At 54.2% G+C, this 20,765-nt stretch carries 13 protein-coding genes and 1 pseudogene; 9 read left to right on the forward strand and 5 right to left on the reverse strand.

Features of this window, described 5'->3' with window-relative positions; all coding sequences use genetic code 11:
* The first annotated feature begins 1 nt into the window (after position 1).
* Positions 2 to 1,018 (forward strand): hypothetical protein, encoded by a 1,017-nt coding sequence (locus tag BT125_RS13070; RefSeq protein ID WP_072407515.1) that lies wholly within the window; start codon positions 2 to 4, stop codon positions 1,016 to 1,018.
* Positions 1,019 to 1,056: 38 nt separating this feature from the next.
* Here BT125_RS13070 and BT125_RS13075 read toward each other — a convergent pair.
* Positions 1,057 to 1,320: pseudogene (locus BT125_RS13075) on the reverse strand (Fic/DOC family N-terminal domain-containing protein); the annotation flags it as partial.
* A 1,423-nt stretch (positions 1,321 to 2,743) separates the two neighbouring features.
* On the opposite strand from BT125_RS13075, the gene BT125_RS13085 reads away from it, so the two are divergent.
* Positions 2,744 to 3,103, forward strand: coding sequence for a DUF6124 family protein (locus BT125_RS13085; protein ID WP_072407517.1), 360 nt, complete (start codon positions 2,744 to 2,746; stop codon positions 3,101 to 3,103).
* Positions 3,104 to 3,623: 520 nt separating this feature from the next.
* Here the strand turns inward: BT125_RS13085 and BT125_RS28765 are convergent.
* From BT125_RS28765 to drt4, 3 genes are all read right to left on the reverse strand, one after another.
* Positions 3,624 to 4,448 carry a hypothetical protein gene (locus BT125_RS28765; RefSeq protein WP_139271733.1) on the reverse strand — a complete coding sequence of 275 codons (825 nt, stop codon included), beginning with the start codon at positions 4,446 to 4,448 and terminating at the stop codon, positions 3,624 to 3,626.
* 24 nt (positions 4,449 to 4,472) lie between these two features.
* A complete protein-coding gene (locus tag BT125_RS28770; protein WP_139271734.1) occupies positions 4,473 to 6,230 on the reverse strand; it encodes a hypothetical protein in 1,758 nt (585 codons plus the stop codon).
* Between the two features lie 370 nt (positions 6,231 to 6,600).
* Positions 6,601 to 8,250 carry an antiviral reverse transcriptase Drt4 gene (drt4, locus tag BT125_RS13095; protein WP_256573767.1) on the reverse strand — a complete coding sequence of 550 codons (1,650 nt, stop codon included), beginning with the start codon at positions 8,248 to 8,250 and terminating at the stop codon, positions 6,601 to 6,603.
* A 470-nt stretch (positions 8,251 to 8,720) separates the two neighbouring features.
* Between drt4 and BT125_RS13100 the strand changes: the two genes are divergently transcribed.
* The 7 genes from BT125_RS13100 to BT125_RS13135 all read left to right on the forward strand — a co-directional run bounded on the left by BT125_RS13100 (position 8,721) and on the right by BT125_RS13135 (position 19,027).
* Positions 8,721 to 9,206, forward strand: coding sequence for a hypothetical protein (locus tag BT125_RS13100; protein ID WP_072407521.1), 486 nt, complete (start codon positions 8,721 to 8,723; stop codon positions 9,204 to 9,206).
* Positions 9,207 to 9,521: 315 nt separating this feature from the next.
* The gene (locus BT125_RS13105) at positions 9,522 to 10,085 is read left to right on the forward strand and encodes a hypothetical protein (RefSeq protein ID WP_072407523.1); all 564 of its coding nucleotides are present in this window, start codon (positions 9,522 to 9,524) and stop codon (positions 10,083 to 10,085) included.
* Positions 10,086 to 10,159: 74 nt separating this feature from the next.
* Positions 10,160 to 11,188: a hypothetical protein gene (locus BT125_RS13110; protein WP_072407525.1), complete on the forward strand. Its 1,029-nt coding sequence runs from the start codon at positions 10,160 to 10,162 to the stop codon at positions 11,186 to 11,188.
* Between the two features lie 65 nt (positions 11,189 to 11,253).
* Positions 11,254 to 11,841 (forward strand): hypothetical protein, encoded by a 588-nt coding sequence (locus BT125_RS13115; protein ID WP_072407527.1) that lies wholly within the window; start codon positions 11,254 to 11,256, stop codon positions 11,839 to 11,841.
* A gap of 187 nt (positions 11,842 to 12,028) precedes the next feature.
* The gene (locus tag BT125_RS13120; protein WP_072348086.1) at positions 12,029 to 13,060 is read left to right on the forward strand and encodes a histone deacetylase family protein; all 1,032 of its coding nucleotides are present in this window, start codon (positions 12,029 to 12,031) and stop codon (positions 13,058 to 13,060) included.
* A gap of 11 nt (positions 13,061 to 13,071) precedes the next feature.
* Positions 13,072 to 14,172 carry a polyamine ABC transporter substrate-binding protein gene (locus BT125_RS13125; RefSeq protein ID WP_072407529.1) on the forward strand — a complete coding sequence of 367 codons (1,101 nt, stop codon included), beginning with the start codon at positions 13,072 to 13,074 and terminating at the stop codon, positions 14,170 to 14,172.
* Between the two features lie 244 nt (positions 14,173 to 14,416).
* Positions 14,417 to 19,027, forward strand: coding sequence for a dermonecrotic toxin domain-containing protein (locus tag BT125_RS13135; RefSeq protein ID WP_072407533.1), 4,611 nt, complete (start codon positions 14,417 to 14,419; stop codon positions 19,025 to 19,027).
* Positions 19,028 to 19,140: 113 nt separating this feature from the next.
* Here BT125_RS13135 and BT125_RS13140 read toward each other — a convergent pair whose 3' ends face one another.
* Positions 19,141 to 20,685, reverse strand: a complete 1,545-nt coding sequence (locus BT125_RS13140) for a MocR-like pyridoxine biosynthesis transcription factor PdxR (RefSeq protein WP_072407535.1) — start codon at positions 20,683 to 20,685, stop codon at positions 19,141 to 19,143.
* Positions 20,686 to 20,765: the final 80 nt, after the last annotated feature.

The following is a 20,765-nucleotide window of genomic DNA, read 5'->3' on the forward strand; positions in this document are numbered from 1 at the left end:
GATGGACATATTCGATCTTCTCTCCTACAAGCTTGAAAATTTCCTCAACGTCCGGCCGTATCCGAAGGCGTTGGGTGCTGTTTTTTACGAAGAAGACGAGCCTGCGCTGCTGACCGCTGTCGCCAGAAAACGCAATGGCGTGCCCTTCAGCGTTAGCCGCTGGCATGATTTGTTTTCCGTCAGCGCTTTCGAAAAAGCCATGTTGAAGAACGGCTTCACAGAACCCGACTGCTACGCCCTGCTGCTGGTCCTGTCGCGTTTTGGCTACCTGCTTGAAATCGACAACCGTCAACGAACCAACAAGCAGTACTTTATTTTCTTCTACCTGATCCAACTGATCAGCCTGAAGAACAGCGCCCTGGATGCGGACGCGCACCTGAGGAACTACATGCTCAGGTTCCTGCTTTTCGAATTGAGCATTGATGACGAGGCTTATCGCCGGTTCAGCATCGAAGGCGATCAACTGATGATGGCGACCGACGGGCTGGGGTCCGTGGCTTTTCTGGATGTGATTGATCGGGTCTACAAAACGATCAAGGCCGACAGCAGGAAAGAGCATGAACTGCTCAGGACGTTGAAGACCTTTCAAACAAGCACCGTCAGATTACTCACCGAGCCCGACGAGACTCATTACCGCTTCGCGATCAATGATCGGCACAGCGAGCTTATGTACCCCGATGTATTTCTGCTCACGTACGCTCAGGACCCGAAAAAAATATTTGATGCGTTGATCGATGCGGTCAATCCGCTTCAGTCAACGGCAAACCTGTTCGTCTCCAATATGGTTGTGATGAATTACACCTTTCACATCCTGAAAGACAAACCTCGCGACGTTCTAAAACTGAAAAAACACGTCCGCGATGAAGCGTTGTTTGGCCAATTGCTGGAGATGATCATCCGGCGTCGGATGGGGGTCGACAAAGCGCTGTTCGAAAAAATTCCCACGGGACAGGATCTTGCCTTGATCAACGATGAGCAAACCTCGTTCTACAACATCTTGTACAGCCACGCAGGCTGAGCACAAATCCCCGTGGCGAGGGAGCTTGCTCCCGCTGGGCGGGCATGCTGAAAGAGCAAGTCCGTAGTGGTCACGATGGTTTCGATCTCGGAACTGTCCTTGGCCTCCAACAAGGGGATGGTGTTGATCAACACCGTTTGGTTGGGGATCAGTTCGGCTGCCTGCTTCAGCTCAGCCAAGGCCGTGCGCGCCTCGATACAGCGCTTGAGTACTGCACGGGTTTCCAGTTCGGCGGCTGGAGGCAGAGGCGGTAATTGGTTATACGGTTTATCGGCCTGCCAGATGGGAGGGGCTGCAGTCATGGGGCGATCCTGGTCCTTTAGATAAGGGGCGAGGGCGCTCGGTCAGGCGCCCTCTCATGTCGTCAGTGTGAACACGACGGAATAACGTGTCGCTGTTTTTCGATTTTTGCGACACGTCATGTTCTCATGTCGCTGGCGACGACATGAGAACGGAACGTGTCGTCGAAATGGCTTTTTAGCGACAATGGAGGCGTCCTGAATGGCTTCAGCGCTCATCGAGCCTTTGACGAACTGATCGATGAACTCCTGGGGGATCGAGGGCAACTCCCTCGCTAACCGCAGCCCCCCCCGTGGCGAGAGAGCTTGCTCCCGCTGGGTGGCGAAGCCGCCCCAAAGCAGGCTGACGCATTCTTCCATGCAGACCGCAGCAACCGGTTTACGGCGGCGCCACCGAACGCAAGCAAGCTCCTTCGCCACGGTCTGCATACACCTTGAAGCCAGGTGATATGGCTGCCGCCTTCGCAAGCAAGCTCGCTCCCACAAAGGAGGCGGCCTCCCCGTCCTGTGAAGCCCAGCCTGCGCGCCTTAAGGTGTACTGCAAGTTAAGAAAAAATCCGCAAAACCAGCGTAAGTGAAGATTTTCTTGGCGCACTGAAAAAAAACTGGGCCTAAGGCAGAAAAGTAAAAAATTCACCATGAGCTCGGCTAGTACGTGCGGATCTAGGAGTCCTTTCAAGGATCCTTACCAAATTTGGAGTGGTTCAGAGACAGCAGCAAAACTTTCTATACGTGCAATACCTTAGCTCTAATTGCATATTTAGCTGGACAGCTAAACATGCCAAACAAGCTAATAATCGATCATTTTTTGATCCATCAAGATTCTGGGACCAGTTGGGATGGGCTTGTAGAACATCAAGGAATTCACCGTACGGTTCCCTGCCCGACGTCCAACGACTGCTCAAATTCATTCATTGCTGACGAGCCGAATGCCGGGTTATGTCGCCTCCCCCTCTCCGCAGCACCACAATCCCGCTGGACGACAACCCCCAAAACAGCCGGCTCATTCCTACAGAAAAATCACTGCGCCACCGAACGAGAGCAAGCTCCCTCGCCCCGAATCCTGGGCATTACAAAGGCTTGTTTATTCCCCCTCCGCAACGCCTCCACCAAGCTACGAATCCTTGCGCCATTGCCTACAACTACGCCAGAATCCGCCCGCTTGTGCGCCTTGTCTCTAGCCTCTATCGTTTTCCCTGCCACTGCCCATCAGTGGTCGGGTTTAGTAGCCCTGGTTGGAAATACATAATGGTTGCATGAGTCTCATCAGTCAGGCGTTGTCTGCACTTGATGGTGGCTGTGCGCATGGCGCCCTCGGGCGCGCCGGGCTTTTATGTGTTTTCCACCGGTCTACTAACTTGCGCACAGCTGCCACCCCTTCGTTTAGTAGCGAGATGGTTGCGGCCTACTAGAGGGAAAAATGCATATGTTCAAGATAACTCCAAATCCTCCAGAAACAGACCCAACCGCTACCCGTTCCGGTAGCAAAAACAAAAAGCAGGACGAAGCTGCTAAACGCGCCTTGGATTACTACCTGCTACCGAAACCGGAAAAGTCCGAAGATGCATCCAAACCGGGCCAACTATTCACCGTGGCAAAAAACGCCGACAACGAATGCCTGCTCGCCAACCTCAGCGAAAACCTGGCATCCGCCGACGCGATGATCAGCAACTTGGCCTTCGACCTCGAAGGCCCCCGCCGTCACATCGCCCTCGGCATCCAGCAACTGATCGAACTGAGTTCATTGCTGGCGCACCGAGTGCTAGATAACGTCGACCCGCGCTAGTAACAAGGGCATGGAAAAAGGCATACCGGTCAATCGATATGCCCTTTTCCTACTTCGGCCAAGGGGTTATCGCGGCAGCTCTGTGTGTCATTCTAAAGAGCGCCAGCGAGTTAAGAAAAATCAGCAAATTGGGCACAACTGGAGCTTTCCTTGGCACACCAAAAACATTCTATGCCCAAGGAGAATATTAATAGTTTTTGCTATGACGGCTCGGCCCTTGGCATCCATCGACTATCGAACTGAGTGCAACGCAGACAATTGGGCGCTAGAAAACGTCGTTTCACAATAGCCGCTTCATCAACCCCTTACTTACAGCCCCCACGAGTAGGCTCGCTCCAATAGGAAATTGTTGGTGAGTCTCTGGCTGCTCTAAGGCGGCGCGGTGAGTTTCCTATAGCCACAGACAGCAAACGGCCAGAAGCGGGCACTTGGCCCCATCGACTATTTACTCAGCGCCTCTTTATGCTCGTAACCCACATGTAAATTCAGATTCGAATAGAGCTCGATACATACAATCAAATTACTGTGCTTCCAACGTTTTTATATTACCCGACAAAGCCTTGTATCTCTCTTTAGCCTCAACACATACTATACCTGTTGCGTCCGCGACACAGGAAGCACTGGATTCCAGCGCCAACATCTTTAGGTTATCCTTTAAGCGTTGCAATTTATGAGCATTACTCTCATTCGTACCTTCAGCCAAAGCGACTCTTAAACCATCCATGAAAGAGCAAGACTCATGAAAATTATAAAAATCTAACAAGGCACGATTCACCGAATAATCACTAATATTTTTTTCCTCCAGACTGGCATACAACTGTTCAGCCTTATCAGTTCGGAGTTCAATAATTTTTTTGTCTACACTAGTTACCAGCATTTGTTTGTAAACACTCTCATTCACAAGTGATCGCTCAGCGTTGGACAATAATGCCAATGCTGAGAGTATACTTTTTCCCACTTGCGCTGTTGCAACAGTAGAGGCACCAGCAAATAAGTTAGTAAAGCTGCCCGCAGTGATATTAAATGCAGCATCATTACCGTAAATTGTTTTACGATGAGCGACACATAGATTTTCCGATGCCAAAACCATGGCAGAGATCCCATCATTCCGCGCTATCGTGCAAGTCGATTCGAGATTGGTGGGAGTGGTGGGAATGGGATTATTGAAGCAGTCTACGGGAATAAGTTTGGAATCAACCAATAGCGACTTTATGGAAGTGTAATCTTTGAGCATATCCGAATTTACCGGGCCAATAGAGTACCCATCATACTGCTTCAAATCAGAAAACCAACTACACCCTGTCATTAATGACGTAGCGACAGCAATTGAAATTACTTTATACATGACAAACTCCTTATGAGAACAAGATTAATCGGAGACTCTTACCGCCAGACGCTTTACGTTGGGCTGACTGTCTTGCAGTGTTTGCTCTACCGCAGGCGAGCCTTCTCCTGCGAGCCCGGTTATAACCATAGCCGCACAGTATCTTTTATTGTGCGACAGCTGCTTTTGCCCCGCGGGTATTTCAGAAAACCAGAAGTATTTATCCAAACTGTACAATAGATTTCCTTTTTGGCTTACAGAGCATTTTTTAGCATCAAAACAGCTAGCCAAATACCTCAAGTGTTCTGCGATACTTGAGCCACCTCTAAAAGGGAGTTCGTAGTTGGTCCCGTCGGGGTGATAGTTAAATATTTGATTATCTGGAATTACGTCTTGAACAATATCTGCGTAAGCTAACAACTGCGGTTTCAGCTCGGAGTGTTTAGCCTCCCAGAACGCAAAAAAGTGGCCCGTCGCACTAAAAAAACTTCCAATCTTTCTAAGAAGCGCAGGAGCGGCTGATAAACGATCACTTTCCGATTGCTGATCATTCACAGAGTAGCCACTACCGTCCGCAGGTGGTTTGTATTCATTGCATTTGGAGTTTACGCTGTCTAGGAAAATCCGATTTGAGCGGACACTCATCGCCCCCCCATCATACAGTTCAAATGAAATATCTCTGTAATATAATGGCGCATCTGCAAGACTGCCTGTGTTCAGTTCCTGCAAATGTCCTCCTCCGAAATCGTGTTCGTACCACCCACCTTCGTGCGTATGAGCAGTCACAACAAATCGGAGAGATTGCTTCCCCATGCTCAACGTCATGAATCTATTCAATTTTTCGCCTTTCCAACTCTCCACTTTCCAATCTTTAAAAGAATGATGCCCAGTAAAAAAATATCGAGAGTCATCTGACAATGACGAAACTAATTGCTGAGCGGCCTTGATTTGATCGAGTGAGATTCCTGCATCAATGCCTGCGGTAGGTCCACCTATTCCAAAATTCGGGCGACTTAGATAGTCTGAGGTATCTAAAAGAAGTGCATATATTCCTCTGCTATTATTTCTGGAGGGCGGTAATTTAACGAGTTGAACTATAAATGACCTCCACGGTTCAGAAGCTATTCGGTAGGCAACGCATAGCTGATTTCCATCTAAACAGAACTGTCCACTCGCAGGATTTTTCTGACTCAGAGGCTGCCCTCTAAGCAGATTCACGTAGTCGTTTACAATAGCTTCTTTCGGCATTCTGCCGAACCGTTGCTTGGAACCGGCGTAGCCCCGACCAACGTTGCACACATTGGTCCAATACTCAGTCTTATAAATACCGTCGGCTTTTGGATATATGTTACCTACCATAAAGCCGTCATGATTCCCAGGAGAGAAAAGCCATGACGAAGCGGAAGGATGCCCTTTAGCCTCACCCATAACTTGCTTGAATAATGACCACTCTGTCTGACACGAGACGTCGATTCCATCACCCAAGTGCAACGCTAATGGATAAGATTTCCCTTGATCCAATGCTCTTAATAGAAGATCAGGAGCACCGATTACCTGCTGCCCGGTTCTGATGGTTACAGGAAAAAACTCATCCCCGGCCATTGAAAAATAATGACTGGCTGTCCCACGGCTCTCATGAAACTGCGTATCGGCAACAAGCATTATCGGTTCAGTTAAACTTTCGGAATGCTGGTCGTCTAAAACCGTAGAATCATGCCAATTTGACGCCTGTTTATTGGCACAACCTGATAACGAAAAGGTACAAACTCCCATTACCACGAACAGTGTCCGAATGATCTTCATACAACGCCTCTTTGGGCAAGTTCCGCATTTTTTTGAAGGCTAGATGGCTTATTTCAAACTGTCCAAAAAAAAAGAAGGTTTGTTAGAAAAATATCTATCGAAAGGGCCTAGCAGGCAAGTACTGCTCGCGACACCTCGCTAAGCTTTCCCGCAAAACCTCTTCCGATACGCTGAGCCTGATTCACGGAAAAGTTAAACGTCTCAAGCATCTACACAAAAATGACGCAACCGACCTTCAGAGTCGGACCTTGGGAAATGGTGAAATTATGGGTGGGGTTCGGCACACTACGTATGATGGCGAGATCGCTTCACGCTACATAGACCGTAGTCTTGGTCTACGCCACTAGAGCCTTATGATTAGGACAGGCAGTCACAAATCCCCTTCCAAATAGGCTTTGAAGCTCACCGGATTCTCTCCGGTTTTCCTAAAAGGATTGGAGTAGTAGGAGCAATAGTCCTCGGCCTTGGAACTCTTTTTAGGAGAGTTCAGGAACTGAACGTCATATTTTTTGAGGATGACAAACGTTGACTCGTCGGCATATGGGTTAGCGATCTTTCCATGGAAGAAGAGCTGATACAAAAGGATCCAGCATCGATCTAGCTCGTAAAGACCACCACCCTCAATCACCTGATTTGCATAGGCCACCGCAGCTTCCTCTCCAGCCTCGAAGCTACTGAGTAGCGCGATAGCAGTAGCATCTAGCGTCTGTACCACTCGCGTGACGTTTTCTGGCGTCGGCTGAGCGCTTAGTTGCTTCAGGTAATATAGCGCCCAGCACATGCCATCAGAACGCCGATGTAACGCATTGACTTCCAAGATTCCATTGAACTTCTGAACTACGGCGTCCTTATCGTAGAGGTCGGATGTGGCATCAATTTTTTCAAGCAATGGCAAGAGAATTGGGTAATGCCAGCTAAGACTCAAGACATACTGGAATACTATAGCGGCGGTGTCGCCTTGAGCCCTACTACATATAAGACCTGCGGCGAGCTTCAAGACGCTGCCGTCAGGCTCTGCTCTCTTCAATTGGACGGCGAAGTCTAAGAAGTTTATCGCGTCGCGCGTGCACAAAGATGAAGTCCCATTGGGTTCCGCCCTCCATGGGATGGCGTTATTTAGCTCAGTAATCCAAGGGTCTACTAATGGTTCTGGAAGTTCAGTTATCCTAGTTTTGCTTAGATTCAGCGTTAAGCGGTATTTATATAATGCGATGCTAAGTGCACGAATGAACTCTTGGGCCTCTAGGTGCGTCCAGCAGTAGGCGGTGTAATCGTCGATGTATCGAACAAATCGAAATTTTCCTGCCAGCTCTTTATCGACTGCCGCAAGGATGATTTCTACGGCAATACTTGAGGTGCAGGGACCAATAGGAAGACCCGTCGTCTCTTTACGCTTAGCATTTCGAAGCACCGTATCGAGGGCAGAGCTCCAGTGTTTGGGGCCGTTTTTCTTCTGAAACTGCCTCTTTGCCTCATCGTATCCCTGAATTGCCCATTCCAATGAGTGCGTATAAATGGATCCGAAGCAATTGGCCACGTCTGCATGCGCTCTAAATTCCGCTCCAAAGCTGAGATCTAACATGTCCTTAGTTTTTGTTTCATGATCCTCATAATTCATGATAAACATTCGACCGTCATTGTGCTGCTCGGCAGTAATGGCGCTATTTTCATCATCCATGAGTTCGAGTATTTCCCCTCTGTAAGTCTTTAGAGTGGTAAATATCTTCGAGTAGGCAAGAGGGTGTATGAGGCCCAGGATTCGAGGCACGTTATTAAATCGTGTTGCCTTGTACTCTGCCAGGTCGAATTGAAAATCCTTTCGGTCGCCCGTCAACACGATTTCAGATAGTTCTGCAGCCACCTCTGGAGTAAACCTGCTAGTTGAAAAGCAGGGAGGCAGTTCAGTTGAAGAGTCTTTCTGATTGGGGAAATAATTCCAGCGAGTCAGGGCCTCTAGGAAGTGCCTTTCTGAGTCGAGAAATATAGCGATATTTGAGACGGGGTTAGTAAATTCTCTCACGGGCTTCATGCCTCCTAAGGGCTCGCATATAAAATAAAAACTGCTGAACTTTATGCGCTTACGCATCCGATAGCTATGAGGCTATCAATCCTTGCTATGTGCAGTAATGCCTCCATAGTCGCTGCAGCAGTTTTGCCATCAAGCGAAGCGCCACTTCCAGGCAGTCTGCGCCTAGTGGATGCAGATCGACGGGGTATCTCGATCTCCCAATTGCACAGGGATCATGCCTATGCCGCCAGCGACCTTGACACGGGCAATGGTGGTGTCGAGCAAAAAGTGGGCATCCGTTTTTTGGCTGAACACAGCCGCTCAGAACCGACCGCTCTTGGCAGTTAACTGCCGGATTGTCTGTCTAACCAAGCGTATTCTTTGAATTCCCGTTGCAACACCATCACCGGCCCATGAGCTTGAAAAGGCCACCGGATAGCTCTGCATTACTGACCTAACTCATCCAGACCGGCAACCATTTCATGCTCCCCAGCTACATCCCCGCTTGCTGGGCGACCTTGCGGCGCTGGCAGGAAGCGCACATAACCGGAAGCACACTGGCGACAAAACGCGAATATGAATGGATCGACAATGCGCTGGCACGCATTACCCAACAGCTGCGTGATGAAGAGCGCTCCCTGGCGGGACGGAGCGCACCCAATGGACGTAGCGAAAGCGATATCAACATTGCGCTCATCCGCGAGGTCGACAAGCTGCACAGCACCCGCGCGCGCCTTGCTACGTTGCGCACTGCGTCGGTCAGCGAAAAAGACGTCTATGGGAGCTTGTCGGAACACCCCGGGCAACTGGCACAAAACCTGGCCCGCTGGCAGGCACACCCGGAAAACAGGGAGGCGGAGCAACTGGCGATGGCACCGGCCCGGGATGACGACAGTGACTTGATCCGTGGTGCTCACGGGTACGCTATTGGTGAACCGTATACGCTGGATCTCGATTCAATCGTTTGACCGGCGTAGCCGCCAATACGACGGCTACGCCGTCGAGCGGGAGCAAGCTCCCTCGCCACGGACCGTGTACACCCTTTAATCCGGGTATGTCACATGCTGCCGCTTCGCGAGCAAGCTCGCTCCCACAAGGGATTGGTGGTGGGTGCCCGCTCTGTGATCGCCTCGGGATAAGGCACGTCCTAGAACCATCGAAATTCACATCGCAACAAAATAACCATATTCTATTTTATGAACCACAATTGACTAGATGGTTTTTCAGGTAGACGATGGTTCCATCTCTTCTACGTCGGAGGAGCTTTCCCAGAGTCATTCCCTATGAACGATGTTGAAAAGGCCGAAACGGTCTCCTACACGCTGCGTAATTTGAGCAGCAGCCTGGACAGGACCATTGCCGCTGTCGCCAATACCCTTGGCAAATCGAAAAACGCCTTGATCCTTGAGACCTTGGAGCGGGAGTTCTACACCTACATCTCCACCTACGCCCGGTCGAATCTGCTGGTTTCGGCGATGGATGCCGAGCTGGCGAAAAAATTCGGCATCGAGATTCTTTCGGAATGGTATGAAAGCGACCACACCATTCGATACGACCGCTACCTCAGCGGCGAACTCAAACTGGACAGCATCGATAAGGTGGATGCTATGTTCAAGACGAATCTCCCATTGCTTGAACTGCGTGCCAAGCAACTTATAGACAAAGGTTACTTCCGGCTGCCACGGGGCATCTCTTTGACGTTTGCCGTGTTCATTGAGATCGCCAAGCAAGATGAGGCTCTCGTTCACAAGATCTACAGAGGGGCGTTCGGCAACACTGAGGATTTCTACGTGTCCTTGAACGCAATACGTGCAGCCCTTTCGCTTCCCGCGATCAAACCTGAATAGCCAATGCCCAAGGGGCTCCACCCGCTAACCCCGCGCATTCGTTCAGCTAACAAATGAACAAGGAAATATGACGCATGCTACTCGATCATCTGAGTGAAATTACAGACAACCAACACTACCTTGTAAAAACAAGTATTCATTACGACGAGTACCTACACGCGCTGAATAAAATCCTCAATTCGCTTCAGGCTAAGATAGGCGAGAAACCAGTCAAACGTCTCATCCGAGATAAATTGCAAGTTCGCGCCGGGGCTTTTAACGAGAGTCAATATATACAGGCTGCTTGCGAGCTAACAGCCATGAGTGAATTTATCGACTACCCCAACGCGGCATTCGTCTACGAAGATAAAGTCACGTCGCCTAAAGATGTGGACTTCAGCGTAACCGTAAAAGGGAAAAAATATAATCTCGAAGTAAAATGTGCCTCTTACAAAGATGAAGTACGCTCCCCTGACGAAGTGACGCTTACCTTTTCAAACAGAATGCCCCATAACGCACTCCGCGAGCAGGCGCTTAAGGACGCGCGTGAGCGCTTAACGCCACAAGGCATCACAGTTAAAGAAGGAAAAAATCTAGATAACGTAATGAAGGATTTTCTGGAATCCACCCAAGCAAAAGTCAAGCAATGCAGAGTCGAAGACACCAACATATTAATTGTGTGCTGTCACAAAGAGATCGACATGCAACTGTGGCGTGGCTACCTGTTTGGTGAGGGTGGTTTTTTTACCGAAGACAGTCCAATTGGGCATGAACGCTTCGATCTCGTGGATTTTGTCCTGCTCACCAACATCTACAACCGGCATTTCAATTACTTCAATGACTTCAGGGTATCCAATCACTGGCGCCTTTCGTCCTCTTTCAATCTGTTGTACCCCAATAGATTTTCAAAGAAAAGCAAGTCCATAACCGTAGAAAATGGACGAAAAAAACTAAATGAGCTAAATGAGATATTTCCCAACCACAATGTAAAATTTGAAGAATTCTTAAAAAACCGGGACGATGTTCCTTCCGGAGAAAAGGAAGCAATGAAGCATATTCTCGGCGTTGCTTGGTACGCCGACAAATTCAAGACCAACGGTGTTTTCTATTTTCAACAGAGCTGAATCACGAAGTCTTGCGTGATCAAAAGCATTATTCATTACACACAAAACTACTTGAGCACCTCTAAATGGCCTCGACCCCTGACGTTTTCATTATTGAAACACTTGATCCTGACGATGAGGGCAATGGCCGCTTTGAAGGGGGTGTTATTTCTTCAGTCTTAAGGCTACACGAAAAAAACCCCATCTACCGTTATGTCAGGACACGACACCAGTTCATTGAAGCCGTTACAGAGTTCGGGAAGTCGGGTTACCGGTATCTGCACATCTCTGCTCATGGGAACGAAGATGGATTGTTCACGACCAATCAGAATGAGATCGGCTATACGGATCTTGCAAAAATCCTAGAACCTCACCTGAAAAAACGTCGCCTGTTCCTATCCGCTTGCTCCATGATCCATGACAAATTTTTATCTGCACTTTTCTCTACTACAAAGTGCATCTCAGTCGTGGGCCCCCGTGAGGACATCTATTTTTCGGACGCAGCTGTCACTTGGCCTGCCATTTACCACCTTATGTTTTCAGAAAATACTGATCGCATGACTCGATCTCATCTCAAAGCACAGCTCGCCCACGTCCGCGCTCTTTTTAAAATCGATCTGGCTTATTACTCCAAATCAACCAAGGAAAAACGCGGCTATGCCCATAATCTCTAAGCTGATTGGCCCCCGGCTCTGACCGCTCCCCTGCCCCAACCCCGCGCACACCCGCGCCAACAAGGGGCGATTTACGGTCAAACTTATTGGCCATTTCGATCCCCTTTTGGCCTCTCCTGCCGTTCTCTGAAACGCCTCTGGCCGCAAGACTGTGTTCAAACCGACCAGCCTTGCGGAGAACAAAAAAATGCTGACGATCTACTCAGACGATCACCACCTGCACCACGGGCGCTGCGAGTTGATGGATGGGCAATTGATGCCCTGTTTCGAGATGCCGTCCCGGGCCGATCATGTGTTGGAGCGGGTCAAGGCGCGGGGGCTGGGGCCGGTGGAGGCGCCGCAGGATTTTGGCCTGGGGCCGATCCAGCGCATCCACAGTGCGGCGTACCTGGAGTTTTTCAAAGGCGCCTGGGACCGCTGGGCCAAGTACAACCGCGAGGGTGATTTGTTGCCCTTCACCTGGCCGGCGCGAACCCTGCGCTCGGTCATCCCCACGAGCCTGCACGGCCAGTTGGGTTATTACAGTTTCGACGGCGGTGCGCCGATTACCGCCGGTACTTGGCAGGCGGCCTACAGCGCCGCGCAAGTGGCCCTCACCGCTCAGGCAGACATCCAGCGCGGCGCGCGCAGTGCCTTTGCGTTGTGCCGCCCACCGGGGCACCACGCCGCCGGCGATTTGATGGGCGGTTATTGCTACCTCAACAACGCCGCCATCGCCGCCCAGGCCTTTCTCGACCAGGGCCATCAGAAGGTCGCGATCCTGGATGTGGATTACCACCACGGCAACGGCACCCAATCGATTTTCTATGAGCGCAGCGACGTGTTGTTCGCCTCGATTCACGGTCACCCCGAGGCGGAGTTTCCGTTCTTCCTGGGGTATGCCGACGAGCAGGGCGAGGGCGACGGCGAGGGCTTCAATTTCAACTACCCTTTGCCTGCCGGCTCCGGCTGGGACACCTGGAGCGCGGCGCTGGAGCAGGCCTGTGGGCAAATCCGGGGTTACGACGCCGATGTCATCGTCGTGTCCCTGGGTGTCGACACGTTCAAGGACGACCCCATCTCGCAATTCAAGCTCGACAGCCCGGATTACCTGGCGATGGGCAAGCGCATCGCGGCGCTCGGCAAGCCGACGCTGTTCGTGATGGAAGGCGGCTACGCGGTGGCAGAAATCGGCATCAATGCCGTGAACGTTCTTGAAGGTTTCCAAAGCGCCCCATGAGGAATCACAGCATGAACAGACTCAAGCGTTTTATGGCTCCAGCCGTGTGCGCCGCGCTGCTTTGCGGCGCTGTCCAGGCCGAGGAGCGCACCTTGCGCGTCTACAACTGGTTCGACTACATCACGCCCAAGGCCTTGGAGGATTTCAAGGCGCAGAACAGCCAGGTCAAGCTGGTCTACGACATCTTCGACACCAACGAGGCCCTGGAGGCCAAGCTGCTGACGGGTAATTCCGGCTATGACGTGGTGGTGCCGTCCAACGTGTTCCTGGCCAAGCAGATCGAGGCCGGGGTGTTCCAGCCCCTGGACCGCAGCAAGCTGCCGAACTGGAACCACCTCGATCCCAAGCTGATGAAGCTGATCGAAGCCAACGACCCAGGCAACAAGTTCGCCGTGCCCTACATGTACGGCACCATCCTGATCGGCTTCAACCCGGACAAGGTCAAGGCCGCCCTGGGCGACAACGCGCCGGTGGACAGTTGGGACCTGATCTTCAAGGAAGAGAACATCAGCAAGCTCAAGCAGTGCGGCGTGGCGCTGCTGGATTCGCCGTCGGAGATCCTGCCCCTGGCCTTGCAGCACCTGGGCCTGGACCCCAACAGCAAGAAGCCGGCGGACTACGCCAAGGCCGAAGCGCTGATGATGAAGATTCGCCCGCACATCACCTATTTCCACTCGTCCAAGTACATGGCCGACATCGCCAACGGCGACATTTGCGTGGCGGTGGGTTACTCCGGCAGCTTTTCCCAGGCGGCCAACCGCGCCAAGGAGGCCAAGAACGGCGTGAAGGTGGACATGCGCCTGCCCAAGGAAGGCGCGCCAATCTGGTTCGACATGCTCGCCATTCCCAAAGGCGCCGCCAACCCAGGGGACGCCTACGCCTTCATCAACTATTTGCTGCAACCGCAGGTGATCGCGCCGGTCAGTGATTTTGTCGGCTATCCCAACCCGAACAAGGACGCGACCGAGATGGTCGACCCGGCGATCCGCAACAACCCCAACCTGTACCCGACCGAAGCGGCCATGACCACGCTCTACACTTTGCAACCCTTGCCACGGGATGCCGAACGGGCGCGGACACGGGCCTGGACGCGGATCAAATCCGGTCAATGAGATCGTCAAGCTAAGCAGAAAACCTGTGGGAGCGAGCTTGCTCGCGAAGGCGCCGGCACATTCAACATCACTGGCGCCTGATACACCGCTTTCGCGAGCAAGCTCGCTCCCACAGGCGCTCTCCCCGTCCCCTCCCATGTCCCATACATAGTTACCACCTTCCCCGTTTTGAGCCGCCCTAGCATGGAAAACCCCGAGCGTTTCGCTCCGGGAACGCCATGGATCACAAGACAGGGAGACTCAGATGACATCTACGTCTAACACCAGGCCCAAAGCCGACCCCAAGGAAGCGGTTTACAACCAGTTGCTCGCAGGGCCCACTTATCCAGAGGTCGCGGCCGTACTCCTGAGCGATGGCCTCAAGAAGCTCTACCCCACGCTCAACCTCGATCCGCACAATACCTTGGTCGGCGAGCCGTCCTGGGACATTGTCGATGACGAAATCGTGCGGCGCCCGACCCGCTACGAAACCCTCAGCGAGATGCTGGCCGGGCTGGTGAACGAAAAAAGCGACCCGGTGCTGCTGATCGAAGGCTTGCACTTCCTGACCCAATTGCCGCTCACCGAGCCCGAAGTGCATTTGCCGGTGCGCATCGACCAGATCGGGCGTCTGCTCAACGAACTGGTACCGGCCATGCTGACGGCCTGTCAGGAGCAGCAACTGGCGTATTGGAATGCGCCGCAGGGCGAGTCCGGCCCACTCTGGCATGAACTCTCCAATACCCTGCGCAAGGCCTGGGATGTCACGCGCATCGAGGGCTGGACGGCCACTGAATGCGCCATGGCCCGGCAATTGTTCCATTACCCCGACCGCAAGGACCGTAAGGACAACGACCCTTATGACACCCACGCGTACCTGATCGACATCGATAAAGTCGATGGCCCTGAGGTCAGACGCCTGGGTGACACCTCGCTCGTGGTGCTGATCGGTACGGTCGATAAAAAGGAAGTCATCCTGACCTACTCGCTCAACAACGCCTACGAGAAGTTCGATTCGCGGCAGGCCTTTGGGGAGTCTTTGCCGTCCCACTTCGTTCCGGGCAGCTACCGGAAACTCCAATGGCGACTGTACGAGCCCGACGGCAATATTTTCGATCACAAAGCCTGCGGAATCATCGCCGAGCAAGTCACGATCCTCGGGACCTTTCCGCAAACATGGGCGATCTACGAAAACACACCGCCCCCGGCCAACGAAGAAACGGACGACGATGCGCTCGTGGCCTTGTTCCAGAAACAAATACCCGATTGGTTGCTGGGGGCCTCGCCGACCGACCAGATCCTGTTCGCCCAGCACATGAAGCGCCTGTCGATATTGAATCAGGCCCATGCCGGCAAAACCTACCTGGATGGGATTGCTCCCCTCAAGGAATATGCGCTCGGCCTGCTGAGGAAGCGGATGGTCTCGAAGCATGCCGACGCCTCGAAGCTCGACCTGGAGGCCATCGAGATCGAGGTGCGCAGCCCCGTGGTCTGGGGCAGCTTCGTGGTGCCCGGCAAGATCGAGACCACCCGGTTCAGCCTTGTCGAGCTCGCCTTGCAAAACCTCATCGCGCTCCCCCTTGGCGACAAGATCGTCAAGTTCGTGGACGACACCGAGTTGCCCGACTGGATGACCGTCGCGTACGTCGAGAGCCTCATCACCCAGGTCGACATCGGCCGTGTCTACCCCGAGCTGATCAAGCAAAAGCTGCTCGACGATCCGGCAGAGTCGAGCCGCCGCGAAAAGCTCTACACGTCCCAGTTACGCATCCAGCTCCCGATGCTCGCGCTGGAATGCAAGATCCGTGGCCTGGGTCACCTGGACGATCGGGGCTACCGCTACGTCGCCGCACTGATGCAGCCCGAAGAAGCCAATCGCAAGGTGGATGGAAAAACCATCGTCCTGCGCAAACTGGCCTTCGTGCCCGAGCTGCAACTGGGCGACGCGGAGGATGTCGTGGCCAATATGTTCATCATCGGCCCCGAGGACTCGAGCGCCGGGCCCTGCCTGCTGTATCGCCCCATGATGGAGCCGCAGTTGAGCCAGTACCCGTCGTTCAGCAATCTGTTGTACGCGATCAAGCAAACCCCTTCTTTGCGTCAATCGGTGCTGGCGTGGTTGCCCGATGGGGTGCGCGACGATTACGGCCGGTTCGTCTTCCCTGACTTGCTGCCCTCCCCTTGGAGCATCGTGGCGTTCGTGGCCGCCCCGTTGACTTCATTGGCCAATAGCGGCCCCGTCAGGTTGACCGACAAGACCCTCGGGGCGGATTTCCTGCCGCTGTTGTTCAAGGCCAACGCCGATGCCCTGGTGGAGCTGGCCGATCGGCAAGCGGTGTCCAACCGTGAAAATCGCTGGGAGACCTTCAAGCGGACAGGCTGGCTGATTTTCAACCTGGTCTTGCCTTACCTGGGGACCACCGTCGGCACCGCGGCCTGGCTCTGGCAGATCATGGACGACATCGACAAGCTGACGCAGCGCAACGACGAAGCCAATCGCCCGGTCAAGTGGGAAGCGTTCACCGACCTGCTGCTGAACCTCGCATTGGCGATCATTACCCATGCCATTGACCGCGCCAGGGCCGCCAGGAGTCCGAATCGGGCACAGGCATCGAAGGAGGTGCGCGAACTGGAGAGCCTGCCAAAACCCGAACATCAACTGGTGATAGAACAGCTCGAACCGTTGTCGAGCACGGCGCTGCCGGCCGAACACTACGAGCCCATCCGCTCCAGTGGCGCCTTGATGGGACGCTCGAGGGAAACCACCCGGCTCCTGGATGCCTTGAGCATCGACGAGCCCGCAGAGCCTGGGCAACTCCAGGCCGAAGGCGCACTGAAAGGGCTCTACGAACGAAGCGGGAGCTGGTACGCAAAAATGGCGGGGAGCTGGTTCAAAGTGAAAGTCGAAGGCGAATCGGTCTTTATCGTCGACGGAAAAGATCCCACCCGCGAGGGGCCGCCCTTGATCAATGATACCCACGGCACATGGCATATCGATACGCGCCTGCGATTGCGTGGCATCGGCTCCAAAGGCATCCGGCAAAAAGTCATCGCCGACGCGCAAGGGCGCCGCACCGAGCTGCTTGCCTCACTCAATCGGTTCGAAGAAAAAAAGCCACAGAACCAGAAATTGCTGACCATGCAAGCCAAGGAAATGAACGAGGCTGCGGGGCCGGCCAAGGAAATAAAGCGCGACGAATATGTGAGCCTGCTGAAAACACAGCGGGAACACTACGAGAAGGCGTTGCGGACCCTGATGGAATGGCCGCTCTTCCAGTCGAGGCCCGACTACGCTCGCACCCGGCTCGGCTACCTGAACGCGCAGATCGATTTCACCTTCGCCGAAATGGAGGCGCTCCAGGAACGATTCATCCCGGCCTTGAACAAGGCCAAGGGCATGATCACCTCCGGGGTCGAGGTGCTGGAGCAACAGCACATCGACGCGGCCGAGAGCATGATCAGCGTCGGCGACGACATGATCGAACGCCTGGACTATATGGAAACACGCTTCACCGAGCTGAAGACTGTGGGCTACGAAGGCTTCGAATTTGTCCATCGGCACCGCAAGAAAATGCCGCTCTATACGGGCGCCGACCTTCGAATGATCAAACTGGATATGTATCGCCATCTCTGCCTGTCGCTGGAAAGCGTCGAGTCGATGCCCGAAGGCTGGGAGGCGCTCAACCAGGTCGTCGATAACGCCACGGTGGCGTTCCAGAGCCTGCGTGACGCGATCGATGAGCGAAGCGTGATCCGGCTGGACGAGCGAATCGATGCATTCGGCAGCCTGGCCGAACAGTTCGTGGCCATCGGTGAACATCTCCAATACCTGGGCAACGAATACAAGGGCAGCGTGCAGCCGTTACAACTGGCGCGGCTGCGCTCAGGGATCGCCACGCTGGAGCAATGGACGTTGCATCACCTGGGGGCCGCCTTGGAGGAAAGAAAGAATCAGCGAAGCTCGGGGGCGCCTTACGAACAACGGCCCAGGCCTCGAAAAAAATTCATCCGCGCGCGCTTTTGGGGCCTGGTCAGTGGCGAGCCGCGCTTGTCCAAGCTCATGGAGGAAACGGACTGGGTCGATGTGAAAAAACCCTTCTCGGGGGAGATCATTGTTACGTTCCATCGCAAGGAAAGCGGCGAATGGATTCCTCACCTGAAGCCCGATGCTGCACCGGCCGCTGTCCCGGCGTTGAACATCAGCGTCGCCAAGGGCAATGACCTGATCAACGGCCTGGCGGCGTTCAAGGCGCAGATCGCAGAAACCGCAAAGACACCCACCCAAACGCCCACCGGGCTCGGGATGATCCTCAACGCCCACGCCGGCAGGATGGAAAAAATCAGCGCGGCAATCAAAAAAGCACTCGACCAGGCCCAAGGCGTGGCCTCCAACGAAACGTTCGAACTGCCGGCAGAACAACGGCGCGCGGCGGAAACCTTGCGCGCGCAACTCGAAAGGGAGTCGAGCGCCCTTTACATCCTGGGCTTCGACACGGTCCTGAATCTCATCAAGCAACGCCCGCCGACCATGAGCAGCATCCTGTGGCTCAAGAGCCGCAACCAGATTTCCATCACCAAACAAAAGAGCCGTCAACGCATCAAGACCCCGCCCCACGGCTATCTCGACCGGTACGAGATCAAGGACGTGAAGACCAATAAAACCCTCTGGTTCGCGGATTTTCGTTACTCGAAAAGCTGGGTTCCCGCCTATGCATTTCTTTCCGCACGCTTGAAAACCATCGAGCAAGCCAGTCAGGAAACCGTCGAAATCGAAGACATCCAGCCTCTCACCCAGCGTGAACTGGTCGACCATTATCGCAGCGAAATTGCCGTGGACCAGGCCAAGGAAGTGTTCTTTCATAAAGCCCGCTCATGAGCGCAATGCAATTCATTTAGGAAAATGATCGACCTGTGGCGAGGGAGCTTGCTCCCTCGCCACAGGTTGTCGATTGCCTTAAGTGAACCGTATTACAGTCATGAACCGGGGTGTCAGGGCCTCCAGGCTTGGGTCAGACTCGCCAACGCGGTCGCGATCGCCGTGGGCGGGACCGCGGCGAATCCCAGCACCAACCCGCCGTGGATAGCCGTGGTGGTGCTGGGCAACCAATAACTGCTCAAACCATTGACTTCGACCCCCGCCGCCGTCGCCTGGGCAATCAGTTCGCGCTCCCGGGCGAGGCTGTCCACCGGCACCGTGACATGCAACCCGGCCACGACGGTCGGCAAGCTGCCAACCCCTGGAATGTCTTTGGGCCAACCCGCCAGCAGCGCGTCTCGTCGGACCAGCGCGGCCCGCCGCATGCGCCGGATGTGGCGCTGGAAATGCCCGGCGGCCATGAACTCGGCCATTACCGCTTGGGTGCTGACTTCGGAATGGCGCACGTCCACGGCGCGACGCCGGGCGAAGGCGTTGACCAGGCCCGGCGGCAGCACCAGGTAGCCCAGGCGCAAGGCCGGGAACGCCACTTTGCCGAACGTACCGACGTAGAGCACCCTCCCCTGGCGATCCAATGCGGCCAAAGGCGCCAGGGGCGCGCCGCTGTAGCGGTACTCGCCATCGTAGTCGTCCTCGACGATCCAGCCGTGGTTGCGTTCGGCCCAGGCCAGCAGTTCCAGGCGCCGTGGCAGGCTCATGACCACCCCGGTCGGGTACTGATGGGACGGGGTGACGTAGGCCAGCCGGCAGTGGCTCAACCCACCGAGCGCCGTGCAATCCAGGCCCTCATCATCGACCGGCACTCCCTTGACGTCGGCACCGGCGACGGCGAACGCATGCCCGGCCGCGCGATAACCGGGATTTTCCACCGCCACGACGTCGCCCGGGTCTACCAGCAGCTGTGCACAAAGGCTGATGCCCTGCTGTGCGCCACTGGTGATCACAATTTGTTCAGCCGTGCAGTGCAGCCCCCGGGAGCTGCGCAGGTAAGCGGCGATCAGCCCGCGCAGGCGCGCATCCCCTTGGGAGTCGCCATAACACAACTGCTGCAAATCCGGCTTACGCCAGAAAGCCGCGTTCAGCTTGGCCCAGACGTCAAAAGGGAACAGATCGAAAGCCGGCACACCGACCCTGAATGCTCGCGGCGGGCCACTGGGCGGCTGGGGTAAATGGTGGTTTTCGACCCGATTCAATGCATCGCTGTGGATAACTTTACTGGATGAAACCACAGGCAAATCGAGCCAGTCTGTGGATAAGGCTGTGGGTAAGCCTGTTGAAAACCCTGTGGATACTTTTGTGGATATGTTTTTCAGCGGCAGGGTCATCGAGGACAGTTTTGCCACATAGGTGCCGTCCCCTACCCGCCCTTCGATGAAGCCCTCGGCGTAGAGCTGGTCGTAGGCCCGGACCACGCTGTTGCGCGAGATCGACAAGGCTGCCGCCAGGTCACGGCTGGCCGGCAGGCGCGTGCCGCTGGCCAGGCGTCCGTCCAGCACCCGAGCGCGCAACGCCTGGTAAAGCTGGCGGCTGAGGCCCTGGCGGCGGTCCAGCTCGATGCCGGCGGGGTTGAACGACAGTGGCGGCACGACGTTGTGCATGACAGCCCTCACGAATGGACCTATTGAATTGGCCAGAAGTGGCTCTTACAACAGACCAATAGCCTGCCTAGGATGCTCGC

Origin of the sequence: Pseudomonas sp. NFACC04-2 (genome assembly GCF_900119265.1) — a bacterium.
In the GTDB taxonomy this organism is placed as follows: Bacteria; Pseudomonadota; Gammaproteobacteria; order Pseudomonadales; family Pseudomonadaceae; genus Aquipseudomonas; species Aquipseudomonas fluorescens_AA.

Excerpts from the sequence above, each read along its gene's own strand:
- BT125_RS13070 (WP_072407515.1), top strand. The coding sequence starts at position 2 with ATGGACATATTCGATCTTCTCTCCTACAAGCTTGAAAATTTCCTCAAC.
- BT125_RS13085 (WP_072407517.1), top strand. The coding sequence starts at position 2,744 with ATGTTCAAGATAACTCCAAATCCTCCAGAAACAGACCCAACCGCTACC.
- BT125_RS28765 (WP_139271733.1), bottom strand. The coding sequence starts at position 4,448 with ATGTATAAAGTAATTTCAATTGCTGTCGCTACGTCATTAATGACAGGG.
- BT125_RS28770 (WP_139271734.1), bottom strand. The coding sequence starts at position 6,230 with ATGAAGATCATTCGGACACTGTTCGTGGTAATGGGAGTTTGTACCTTT.
- BT125_RS13100 (WP_072407521.1), top strand. The coding sequence starts at position 8,721 with ATGCTCCCCAGCTACATCCCCGCTTGCTGGGCGACCTTGCGGCGCTGG.
- BT125_RS13105 (WP_072407523.1), top strand. The coding sequence starts at position 9,522 with ATGAACGATGTTGAAAAGGCCGAAACGGTCTCCTACACGCTGCGTAAT.
- BT125_RS13110 (WP_072407525.1), top strand. The coding sequence starts at position 10,160 with ATGCTACTCGATCATCTGAGTGAAATTACAGACAACCAACACTACCTT.
- BT125_RS13115 (WP_072407527.1), top strand. The coding sequence starts at position 11,254 with ATGGCCTCGACCCCTGACGTTTTCATTATTGAAACACTTGATCCTGAC.
- BT125_RS13120 (WP_072348086.1), top strand. The coding sequence starts at position 12,029 with ATGCTGACGATCTACTCAGACGATCACCACCTGCACCACGGGCGCTGC.
- BT125_RS13125 (WP_072407529.1), top strand. The coding sequence starts at position 13,072 with ATGAACAGACTCAAGCGTTTTATGGCTCCAGCCGTGTGCGCCGCGCTG.
- BT125_RS13135 (WP_072407533.1), top strand. The coding sequence starts at position 14,417 with ATGACATCTACGTCTAACACCAGGCCCAAAGCCGACCCCAAGGAAGCG.
- BT125_RS13140 (WP_072407535.1), bottom strand. The coding sequence starts at position 20,685 with ATGCACAACGTCGTGCCGCCACTGTCGTTCAACCCCGCCGGCATCGAG.